Source organism: Stygiolobus sp. RP850M (genome assembly GCF_037389295.1).
GTDB lineage: Archaea > Thermoproteota > Thermoprotei_A > Sulfolobales > Sulfolobaceae > Stygiolobus.
Genome location: NZ_JBBHKU010000022.1, coordinates 1 through 11,293, shown reverse-complemented (window position 1 = coordinate 11,293; position 11,293 = coordinate 1). Strand labels below are relative to the sequence as shown.

Below are 11,293 nucleotides of genomic sequence, written 5' to 3'. Positions count from 1 at the left end.
CCTTATGAGGATAGACAGAGTAAATAAAAGTGTTGATTTCTGTGTCGGTAGCGTAGTCAGGGTAAATAGGAGTCTTAGCTAATGAAATTCCCACATTAGCACCTTCTACCGCTGTACCGTATTTTCCGTCGTTTAAAATGGCTCCACAGTAGTCGTCCTCAGATAGGTCTAACCACTTCATGAGGGGAACTTCGAACTTCGCTCTCTCTCAGCTGATGTTTTTAGTTGTGGGTCTCTTTAGTATCCCATAAGGTATTTCGAAGGTGGCTTCTGTTACGTTTAAATCGAAGAAGAACCAGGATTTCAGTATTAACTCCCTATCGAGCATTTGAACAGTAGTCTTAAAGTCCACTCTCCTGCTTTTTGCGTATAGGCAAGTATCTTGCGTTACTGTGGAGTTTCTGAAAGTATAATAAAATCTTATACACGCTCTTAAGGGCCCCTTTTCCCTGACTTCATATTTCTCGGCATCAAGTTCGAATTGTGTATCTTTATAAGAAGGTTCAATATCCCATGTGTCAGCCCAACCCAGTATACTTTCGTAGATCATGAGTCTACTAGAAGATGCTTTCAGTATCTCTCTACGATTTTCTTTGTCATAAAGCGAGACAACTTTACCTTTTTCGTCTAAGACCACTCTAAGGTATTCGTTTTCCATCGTAAGTCCATCCACTTTTACTGGATTTACATTAACAATCTTTACCTCCGAATAACCTACAGAGGGTACCTTAACCCTCACAAGATAACCATCGTTTGTCTTTTGTGATCCTTCTATGTAAGTGTTTAAAAACACATAATCTTCTCTATCCCACGATATGGAATTGAAGACAGTTAACTTTTCTCCCTCATCGATAAGTCTTTTTATAGAGCTAAAGGATATTTCCTCCACTTCCCTGATCAACCCTTCAAGTTCGGTAATCTTAAAAATATAGAATTGAATCATAATTGCATGCCGTTTGCAAGATGCTACATGTGTAAGAACGCTTGCGGAATTATAACATCAATTGAAGGAAAGACAGTGAGAGTTGCTCCAAACAAAAACCATCCACAGCCTGGAATTTGTGGTAGGGGTGCCGCTGGACCTTTCCTTCTAACGCATCCTGATAGGCTTAAATCACCTTTGATAAGACAAGGTGACACCTTAGTTCCAACAACATGGGATAAGGCACTGGATATCGTGGTTAAGTATTTGAAGGAATTATTAGATGAAGATCATCCTGAATATCTTGCTATAACTTTTCATGATTATGGGAAAGAACTCTTAGAAAGATTTGCAGCTCTTTATGGGACTCCTAATTTAATTGGACATGAGTCCGTATGCCATGGCCCAAGAACTGTAGCTTCAGAATTAGTACTCGGCACCGAAGGACCTAGGAGTGTTGACCCCGATTACCCTAACGCCAAGTTCATAGTCTTTATCGGGAGAAATCCGTTGGAAGGTATAGTACCGGACATTGTTAGAAGAATAGACGAAGGTAGGAAGAAAGGGTTAAGAATAGCTGTATTAGATCCCAGAAAGTCTGCTATAGTAGAAAGGTATGCTGAGAGGTGGATACCCATCAGACCCGGAACTGATACAGCTTTTTTACTAAGTGTAATATATTACATGGTCAAAAACGATATGTATGATAAGGACTTTTTGTTAAAGTACACTAATGCGTCCTTGTTAGTATATGAAGACGATCTGACTTCTACCGGCGTTTACTCCGAGAGACTTCTCGACGAAAAAGTGATAAATGGGAAAAAGGCAGTTACAGTATTCTCCTTACTTGAAAGGGAAGGTGAGAAAGTGTATCCGAGGCTTCAGCAGATTACTGGAGTGAGTTACGACGACGTTAAGTATGTGGCAGAAAATCTATGGTTAAATAGACCTGCTGCAGCTATAGACGACGGTTGGCACACCTCATTCTCTAATGACTCGACTTATACGTGGATGGCGGCTTTTACAATTAATGCTATGATTGGTAATATCGATAAGAAGGGGGGATTAATTATAGCTAAGAAAGCCAAGGTCAAGGTTTACGAGAAGAGTAACGTTAAAGCTCCTAGAATAGATAGGATCAGGTACCCACTAACTTATGCGGCGTTTCAGGAAGTGTATAGGGCAATTCTTACTGGTAGTCCTTATCCTATTAAAGCACTAATGGTAGTCGGAACCAACCTAGACGGTAGAGATCCCAACTCGGAGTTCGTAAGGAGAGCGTTAAAAGCTGTGGACTTTTTAGTCGTTGTCGATGTAATGCCATCTGACGTTACTGAATACGCGGATGTAGTATTGGCGGAGTCAACGTATTTTGAGCGGGATGAATTGCCTTTACCGGTAGGTTGGACTTTAGATAATTGGATCGATATCCATCAAAAGACAGTAGATCCTTTATATGACACTAAACCACTATGGTGGATTCTACTCGAATTAGAACACAGATTAGGCTTGTCAAATGCAACTTTTGAGGATCTAGAGGAGATGATTCTAAAACAGTTAAACGTGGATCGGAAGGAGTTGAGTGAAAAAGGATGCGTGAGGATTCCAGAAGAGATATACGAGGTTTATCCTTACAAAAAACCGTTGAGAACACCTTCAGGTAAAATCGAGATCTTCTCTGAGACTCTCAGGAAATATGGTTATTATCCTCTACCCACCTATATTGAAAAGAATATTATGCCTAGAGCTACTGATGAGTTCTTCTTAACTACTGGTCATACATTATACCACACGCAGGATAGTATAACTTTTGACATTCCAACGCTTATTAAACTAGCTCCCGATAATCCAGTAATGATAAGTAAGAACAAAGCCCTACAGCTAGGAATTAGAGATGGAGATGAAGTAGAGGTGATATCCTTAACTACAGGCGAAAGGGTTAGGTGTAAGGTGAAAGTAAGTGATGGCATAAGGGACGATACTGTGTTTACTTATTTTGGTTTCGGCAGGCACTCAAAAGGGGAAAGAATTGCTTACGGTCACGGCTTCGATGTTAACAGTTTGATAAGTGAGCAGATCACAGACCCTGTTTCAGGGAGTGTTGCCCAGTCGTTGAATATCGTGAAAATAAGGCCTTTAAGGTAATTCGTTATTACGAGAAATTTTCTCCTCCTTTAACTTGCTTATTACTTCTTCGAATAGTTTTAACATCTGTTTCTCGTTTTTCCCGTGTACGTGAAATAAACAATTTCTGTGTTCTTTTAGTGTTGATAAAGTAGGGAACACGAAAGTCGTAAACCCCGGTAGTGAATATAAGGACGGAATCCTTGACTACGCTCTGATCGTAATAAAAAGAGACATAAAAAGATTCGGAAAGTTTTACGCTAAGAAATACGACGTGAAGACTGTTCATCTCGGAAGGGGATATAACAAGATCTTGTATATTATACATTTTATTAATAATTTTTTATTACAAGAATTAATTAAACATAATTGGATAGTACCTTATGATTACAGTAAATAATCGATGTGAATCAATATGAACTATCTTTATCACTTTTTAATTCAATAGCGTAAAATGATAAATCGATCTTTTTAAGACACAAGGTAAAATTAAACTCTTAATTAAATTTTTCATTAAAATTTTGTGTATTTTCTATGTGTATAACTTTTGGATAAAAAGTTTAAGCGTGGTTAAACATTATGTAAACAGTTTACGATACTCGTCATTATTGAAATGTCTTTACGTGTTCAATTCAAAGTTTTTAGTTATTATTCTTGCCTCCAGCGGTTAGGTCGAAAATTAGAAGGTCAGTTGAGAATTAGCCTTTTTTAAATGTTAGTTGGCTTAACCCCGTGAACTTATTCTATCTAGTATTGAGATATCTAAATCGGTATATTCAAATAAGGAATTTAAAACTGATAGCTCTTAACAGCTATTTGATCAAAACCGAACGTTTACTTAAGCGAATTCTCAAATATATCAATTTAAACTTAAAAATACGAAATAATTTAGGGAAAAGTTTTTATCTGTAACGAGTATTTAAGGTTATGGATCTGAAAGTAACATTAAATAAAGTTACTGCACGTGCCTTACTATTCCTAATTTTCGCATCTCTAAGATTGCTTAGCCTTGAGAAACTAGCAATACTATTCTTACCATTTACTCTTATTAACGATTCGACATCATTTCTCCTTAACATAGGTCTCATACCCATTGCATTCTTATTACTTGTGATGGTTTCCCTAATAAAGTTCTGGATATTCGTAAGGGGCAAGATCTATTATCTCTTCGAAAGGCCGAGAAGTAGAGATTATAATGCATAGAGGTGAGGTGTTGGAAAAAAGCAGACCCATTGTTAAGGATAATTAGTTTTTAATGAAAGTTGACGGTGATTTATGAGTTTGGTGAAAAACTCTTATCCAAGGCAGACTTTATTCATAGTGCTTAACTTTAACAACTGAATTCCTCTTGCCATAAAGGTCGAGGCTTTCAATCGGTTATAGGCAACAACTTAGGAAAAAATTTAGGAGTGCTGTAAGGAATAATCATATTAAAAAAGAGTAGGCATAATGCTGCTATAACTTCAGGTTCCCTTTATACATCAGCTTGAGCTTTTCCCACATCTCGTTTACATATTCTTCGAGCTCTCTCATCTTCTGTTGGTCTACATGTTTAAATCTACCTTGTATTTTCAAGAACTTCTCTATAGGTTTTCTAGTCCTCTTATCTAGGCAATGTAAGCTCTCGTCGGAGATCTTCAATATACCGTTCTCACATTCGAATAGCGGCCAATAGCAGGTTTGTAAGGCGAGCTTTGCTACTTCAGCGGTCTTTGAAGGTTCAAACATCCATCCGTAAGGATCAGGGCATAAAACTTGCACGTAGGAAAAACCGCGGATCTCCTTAGCCTTCCTTATCTTCTCCATTAAGTCGTGGGGATATCCTACACTCGCAGTCGCTACGTAAGGTACTCGATGTGCCATCATAATAAACGGTATGTTCTTTTTATTGTGCCGTTTACCCATAGGTGTGGTAGTTGTCGAAGCTCCTATTGGCGTCGAACCGCTCCTCTGCCCACCGGTATTCATGTAAGCCTCATTGTCTACACATATATATAGAATGTCCTCATTCCTCTCTGCAGCCCCGCTTAGAGACGCCATCCCTATATCTGCAGTACCGCCATCCCCAGCCCATACAACTGCCTTGACATTCTTTCCCCTAGTCCTCATTGCTGCTGCAATACCTGAAGCTGCTGCTGGACCTGCAGCAAAGGCAACGTTTAGAACGGGATAATTATAGGCTGAGTTGGGTCCCATGCCCTGAATCACAGAGGAACAACCTGCAACCACTACAATCACGGCGTTTTCTCCTAATGCTGTGCTTATTATCCTCATCGCTATGTTCTCAGGACAGCCTGGACACGCCGATGTCCCAGGCAAAAGTTTGTGCCTATTTAATATATCTCGGACTCCTAAGCTCAATTTTTCTCGCCTCCTCAGGATAGAACCACTCTATACCTTGCGGTTTCTCTACGAACTTACGGATTATCACCTTCATCTCGTTCTTTCCTATTGAAACCCCTCCTAACCCGGTTATTACACCCTTTATATCAGTATCCGGTAACGAAGCTTTTACTTCAGTGTACAACTGCCCTCCCCTACCAAAGCTAACGGATCTGTCAAGGACCAACACGCTCTTATCACTAAGTGCCTTAACCACCTCTTCTTCAGTCCAAGGTCTTACAAACCTTACTCTGTAAACCCCTACCTTAAGCCCTTCCTTTCTCAACTCGTCTACAGCTTGCATCGCGTCTAAAGACCAAGCTCCCATAATTACTACAGCGTAGTCAGCGTCTTCTAATTTGTAACTCTCGTTTAGCGTCGAGTAAGACCCTATAGGTACTACCCTCTTCATGTATTCCCTCCCAGCTTCTACAATGACTTCCTTAGAGGCAATCTGAGCTCTATGTATCGACTCTCGAAGCTTCATGTAATCCTCTGGCGAGAACATGTTACCCATAGCTATTGGGTCTTCTGGGTCTAACACGTAAGGCTGTCTTCTTGGAGGAAGATATGAGTCAACTTCTTCTTGCGAAGGTACGTAAACTCTGGTCTTAGTGTGAGATAGAATGAAACCGTCAATTCCGATCATCATTGGTAAGAACACTCTCTCGTCCTCAGTTATTCTGAAAGCCATTATAGTCAAGTCCATGGCCTCTTGAGGCGTAGAGGCGAAAGCCATTATCCATCCGCTGTCCCTCTCACTCATAAAGTCAGTATGTTCATTCCATATGTTCCATGGCGGACCTACAGCTCTGGTCCCAACAGTCATTACAACTGGGATCCTGCTCCCGGCGACCCACCATACCATCTCATGCATGTATAGTAGTCCCTGCGATGCAGTAGCAGTGTAAGCCCTCACACCGGCAGCTGCTGCACCGAAAGTCGCAGCCATTGCTGAATGTTCGCTTTCTACCCTGATTATTTCAGTCTCGAGTTCTCCTCTATCCTTCATTTCACTGAGCGACTCTATAATATAAGTCTGCGGAGTAATAGGGTAAATACCCGTGACTTTGACTCTCGACAGTTTTACAGCCAAAGCCACAGCATCGTTTCCTGAAATGACCTTTTCCATCATGACTCACTCACCATCTCAATTGCTTTGGCCGGACATACGTTGGAGCAAATACCACATCCTTTACAGTATTCATAATCAACAGCAACTTTACCATCCTTGATGATTATGGTTCCTTCGGGACACCATATGTAACATGCCTTACATCCTACACACTTATCCTCATGTACTAAGGGTCTCACTATTCTCCAGTTCCCTGTCTTTCCTCCTGCCCCTTTAGCGGGTTTACTTATTGGGAATAATTGGTAATTAAGTGACAACTTGTGACACCTCCATTAACTCCTCGTAAGCTATCTCTACGGCTTTCTTGTTAACCTCAGCGATCTTTCCCTCAAACACCTCCTCTATTGCCTTCTTCAAAGAGTCTAGAGTAACTACCTTCAGTCTTGCTAGACTTCCAAGCATAACAATGTTGACTAAGGGCCATCCAGACTTGACTAAGTTAAGATTTAAAGCGATTTTCGTAGCGTTAACTACGAAAGTGCGGTAGAGGAGGGTTACGGGGGAGCGGGAATTAATGACGGCGTATCCTTCGTCTTTCAACCCTCGGAGTGGGTTAGAGATCTTTAATAGAGAAGGATCTAGGATAACAACGATGTCCGGGTTTTCTATGGGGGAAGTAACCCTAATCGGATGGGAGTCAATTCTACAATAAGACTCTATCTCAGCCCCCCTTCTTTCGGCACCGTAGAAGGGGAATGCGGAGGACCAGTTCCCGTCTAGGTCTGCCGCAATTGCAAGTAAGTTAGCAGCTGTAACTACTCCCTGCCCTCCTCTCCCGTGAAATCTGATCTCGAGCAATAAGGCATCACTTCCGAATATATAATTTCTCTTGAACATTAAAAAAGTTTCGTATTAAAAAAGATTATTATTTTGGGAGTCCATAATATGAAATATTTTCATAAAACCTCCTTCTTTCAATAAACTCCGATAATATTGCCCCTGGAATTGCTATAAGACTAGTTAATGGAAATAGAATAGATAACATCACCATAACAAGATAGAATGAATTTAAGGTTAACCTAAGCTTGTTATCCTTACGAGCTACAGATATCTCAGCGATACTAAAAGCTACTGCTACAAGCAAATACAAGTAGTTATGAGTGAGGAAATAGCCTAATGGAAATACTGAGGTAAAGGCTGTTCCTAAGAACGATATAGCAGTATTGGGGGAATACCAAGACGGTATAGTCTTTAGTATATAAAGCATTATTGAAGATATGATCGCTAACGAAAGAAGGACAAGTGACGATGCAAAAGTGAACACAGATGGGTAGAGCGAATAAAATACTAGTGAAAGAACGGAAAGTGACGAAAAGAATACTTCTCTACTTAGCCAAGAAGTCCTTAAGTTCTTGATTACCTTGTAAAACCTTTCCTTTCTGTTTATATGCAAAATTGAGGGAATAAGTCCTATAAGCATCAAGAGCAAAGGTACTATGCCTTTAACTGGAATAAGAAGGGAACCTAAAGCAAATTCGGAGAATAAAGTGAAGATCAATAATTGCCAATAATTTTCTTCTTTCCTTGTCTTCAGTGGGGAAGCCTCGACTTTAACCTTGCTCTGTCTCACCACGAGGTTAGGTTTAGTAAGTTCGTACGGTGCTAAGAACGGAGCGCTGTACTCTTTCTTATCAACCCATCCGAAGGATAGGGCACCGGTAGGACACGCTTCTACGCACAACGGTAACCCCTGCTTGTTCATAAGCCTTTGCCTACAGAAGTCACACTTGCTCATTACGCCGTCTTTATTAAATTTCGGCTCTTCATAAGGACAAGCCCAAGTGCAATAACCGCATCCTATACACTCTTTAGGGTCTATATAAACAACGCTCATGTTATCTTTCTTTATCGCGTTTGAAGGACAGACCTTCATACATAAGGGGTTCTCACAGTGGTTACAAGCTATGGAAACACCGATCTTCGTGTCTCCCTCATCAAAGACGAGTAAAGTTCTCCAATTTAGACCTCCGTAAGCTGAGTTACAAGCGTTGACGCAAGCGTTACAGATAATACACTTATTAGGATCGAAAATGAACGCCAATTGGAGTTTATCGTCTTCAGTAGTTTTCAAAATCTCTTCCATACATTAAATAACGAATTTAAACTAAATAAAGCTGAATATAAACTGTATCTAATGTAGTAGTTCTGAGGACTCAACGAAAAAGAAATGTAAAAGATATAAATGTGCTCAATATACTCTCCATATGGCAAGGCTAATAGCTACGTTGGGTACTTCGCCGGGAGGAATATTTGAGAGTTATAGGAACTTAATTGAAGGCAATTATGAAGGAGATAACGTAGAGAAGGTTAATATAGATGAGGTTTATATCATAAGGACATCCGATAAGGCTGTGGAATTCGCGTGGAAGTTAGTTAAGGCTATATTTGCCTGTTGTGGTGCTAAGGGTGTCCATGTTTATGATATTCCCTTAAGCATATCGGACATTAACAGTAGGCAAGACTTTTTGATGTTTAAGAGGGAAGTCGAGAGTAAAATAAACGAAGGGGACTTTGTGGACATAACTGGCGGTAGAAAATCTATGTCTGTAGCTGCTGCAATCTCAGCAATCAAGAGAAAGGCTAGAACTGTTACTACCATAGTCCCTCAAGCTGAGTATAACAAGGTTCAAAAGCTCATAAAAGAACTTGAACCGAGAGAGAAAGAAATACAGATGGCAGGGGAGGGAAAGTGCCAAACGATAGATATTTGTCAACTAGTGAGTAAATCAGCCCTAACTATTCTGCTATCATAATGCATAAAATTCTATAATAGACTATTATTGCGTAATACCTTTTAAGCTTTCTCTGTCAGTATTACATATGAAAAAAGTTATCACCTTTAAGGTCGAGGACGAACTGGTAAAAAATCTCGATACTTACGCTAGAAAACACGGGTTAAATAGGAGTGAAGTCATAAGGAAAGCGATATTAAAGTTGATAGAAGAAGAAAGAAGTTGAGAAATAAAAGAAGAAAAAGTTTTTGACTTTTTTATGGCTGAATATACCACGTTAGTTGTTCTACGTTCATAGTGAAGCGGATGAACGGCATTGAATAGTATAGATAAGTTAAGTTGTGTGAACTTAGGCCATATTCCATCATTATGTAACCCACTAGGGATGGTCCGTCGTTATAGGCTGCAGCGCCTTCGAGTATCTGAGTCTCGTTAGCCATGTATTGATAAATCGAGTTGAGCACTAAAGATTGATCTGTTGCGTTAAGTTGTTTTAGGAAGTAGTCTCTGAATGTCATTGCCATCTGTGCATAATAGTTAGCGTAGAAACCGTAATCATATATAACATTAGGATTTCTATATACTTGAAGTATCAGGGTTATGTTCCCGTAATTCCCGTTAGTAACTGAATCTAAATATTCAGCTGCATAAAGATCCGTTAAGAATTCGTTATACAATCCTTGATAAAACCCTTGAGGAGTTATTGTAGGCCCTGCGTTTATCGATAAGCTCAAGGCAGCCCATGAATTAGCTAGAATCTCATTAGATATGTTCCCTTGATTATATAAATAATCAGCCTCAGCTGCCGTCTCTATGGTCCATAAGTTAGTTAAGTTCTCAGCGTTATTAATTGCTTTCATAACTTCAGAACCTAAGTTCACCGAGTGATTAGTCTGGTAGAGAACTTCTATCGCCTCAACAGCAGGGTTAGGTAGGACATAAAAGGCTGTATAGTTACCCTCGCTTGCAAGCTTCTGTGCCATAGACCAATACATAGCTGCAGTCTGTTTCGCCGAAGAATTGGTAGTTGAGTTGTATAATTCATTGTAAAGTGTAGACAAGTAGTAATATCCTACAGAGAGGTTAACTGGAAAGTCCATATATCCCTTAGGTTGAGGTAATGAAGATGAAGTAACGATTTGATACATTTGAGGAATTGATGATACGGTGTACAAAACCTCGCCGTGTTCTTTGGCAAATTGCTCAGCCATCTGGTAGTTTTGCCCCTCAGCTAGGGCCATCATTTGAGGGACTACTAAGTAATAAATACCGCCTTGATATAGCTGAACTATCCTTTGATAGACAACACCGGTTGAGTACATATATCCTTCCAGTCCTACATCACCTAAGAAATACAGTGACTTATTTAACATAGCTTGTTGCCCTAACATAGATGCCAAATACATTACTGTAGCTGAGTCCGTCTTCACTGCACCAGGAACGTTTATGTAGTTAGGGGCGTTTATGTATAAATAGTAATTATAGGCAGTCAAAGGTTGATAACCAAGCATCGACGCTACAACAGCGGCACCTTTTGCCCCGGCTAAGTACCCGTTACCACTGGAGAAGGGGTTTCCTATAAATACCAATCCGTCTCCAGGAGTTACATAAGCGTATTGAGAGGCTATTGTTTTATAGGGGAACACGGGGTTTATTAAGTAGTCCTCACCGTTTCCTATGCTAGCAGGGTCTCCAGAAGGAGAATATACTGTCTTTATCACTGTAGTTTCGTTTACTATCTCTTGTTTCATCGTTTGTGTTGACATAGGCTTAGTATAACTTGATTTTTGCCCCAGTAGATAACCTACTATACCAGCCAGTATAATTAAAATCACTAGTAGTATCCCAACTAAAAATTCTTTTTTCATTTTTTTTTCCAACAAAACTATAAATATTTCGGTTATATAAGAATTATCCCAAATCTTTATACGAATTAAAAAACGTTATTAGTTCTATCTAACTACACTGAAAGATAGTTTACGTCTAGAAGTCTCAGGT

10 protein-coding genes and 1 pseudogene are annotated in these 11,293 nt (G+C 39.7%); 4 read left to right on the top strand and 7 right to left on the bottom strand.

What is annotated here, in order from left to right; translation table 11 throughout:
* Window positions 1-943, bottom strand: a pseudogene (locus WIW52_RS01565) (glycoside hydrolase family 38 C-terminal domain-containing protein); the annotation flags it as partial.
* 6 nt (window positions 944-949) lie between these two features.
* On the opposite strand from WIW52_RS01565, the gene WIW52_RS01560 reads away from it, so the two are divergent.
* Complete coding sequence (locus tag WIW52_RS01560; protein WP_337708166.1) at window positions 950-3,067, top strand: molybdopterin-containing oxidoreductase family protein; 2,118 nt, start codon at window positions 950-952, stop codon at window positions 3,065-3,067.
* Between the two features lie 906 nt (window positions 3,068-3,973).
* Entirely contained in the window at window positions 3,974-4,249 is a 276-nt protein-coding gene (locus tag WIW52_RS01555; RefSeq protein ID WP_337708165.1) for a hypothetical protein, read from the top strand.
* 252 nt (window positions 4,250-4,501) lie between these two features.
* On the opposite strand, the gene porB is transcribed toward WIW52_RS01555, so the two are convergent.
* From porB to WIW52_RS01530, 5 genes are all read right to left on the bottom strand, one after another.
* Window positions 4,502-5,407, bottom strand: coding sequence for a pyruvate synthase subunit PorB (gene porB, locus WIW52_RS01550; protein WP_337708164.1), 906 nt, complete (start codon window positions 5,405-5,407; stop codon window positions 4,502-4,504).
* Window positions 5,376-6,563, bottom strand: coding sequence for a transketolase C-terminal domain-containing protein (locus tag WIW52_RS01545; protein WP_337708162.1), 1,188 nt, complete (start codon window positions 6,561-6,563; stop codon window positions 5,376-5,378). Before WIW52_RS01545 ends, porB begins: the two co-directional genes overlap by 32 nt.
* The gene (locus WIW52_RS01540; RefSeq protein WP_337702190.1) at window positions 6,560-6,820 is read right to left on the bottom strand and encodes a 4Fe-4S dicluster-binding protein; all 261 of its coding nucleotides are present in this window, start codon (window positions 6,818-6,820) and stop codon (window positions 6,560-6,562) included. The genes WIW52_RS01545 and WIW52_RS01540 overlap by 4 nt, the downstream gene beginning before the upstream one ends.
* Entirely contained in the window at window positions 6,810-7,361 is a 552-nt protein-coding gene (locus WIW52_RS01535) for a 2-oxoacid:acceptor oxidoreductase family protein (protein ID WP_337708167.1), read from the bottom strand. Before WIW52_RS01535 ends, WIW52_RS01540 begins: the two co-directional genes overlap by 11 nt.
* A 67-nt stretch (window positions 7,362-7,428) precedes the next feature.
* The gene (locus WIW52_RS01530; protein ID WP_337708161.1) at window positions 7,429-8,646 is read right to left on the bottom strand and encodes a DmsC/YnfH family molybdoenzyme membrane anchor subunit; all 1,218 of its coding nucleotides are present in this window, start codon (window positions 8,644-8,646) and stop codon (window positions 7,429-7,431) included.
* A gap of 121 nt (window positions 8,647-8,767) precedes the next feature.
* Here WIW52_RS01530 and crn1 point away from each other — a divergent pair, with 121 nt between their 5' ends.
* Window positions 8,768-9,316: a CRISPR-associated ring nuclease Crn1 gene (gene crn1 / locus WIW52_RS01525; RefSeq protein WP_337708159.1), complete on the top strand. Its 549-nt coding sequence runs from the start codon at window positions 8,768-8,770 to the stop codon at window positions 9,314-9,316.
* 67 nt (window positions 9,317-9,383) lie between these two features.
* Window positions 9,384-9,521, top strand: a complete 138-nt coding sequence (locus WIW52_RS01520; protein ID WP_337708157.1) for a DUF6290 family protein — start codon at window positions 9,384-9,386, stop codon at window positions 9,519-9,521.
* Window positions 9,522-9,552: 31 nt separating this feature from the next.
* Here WIW52_RS01520 and WIW52_RS01515 read toward each other — a convergent pair whose 3' ends face one another.
* Window positions 9,553-11,163: a serine protease gene (locus WIW52_RS01515; RefSeq protein WP_337708155.1), complete on the bottom strand. Its 1,611-nt coding sequence runs from the start codon at window positions 11,161-11,163 to the stop codon at window positions 9,553-9,555.
* Between the last annotated feature and the right edge of the window lie 130 nt (window positions 11,164-11,293).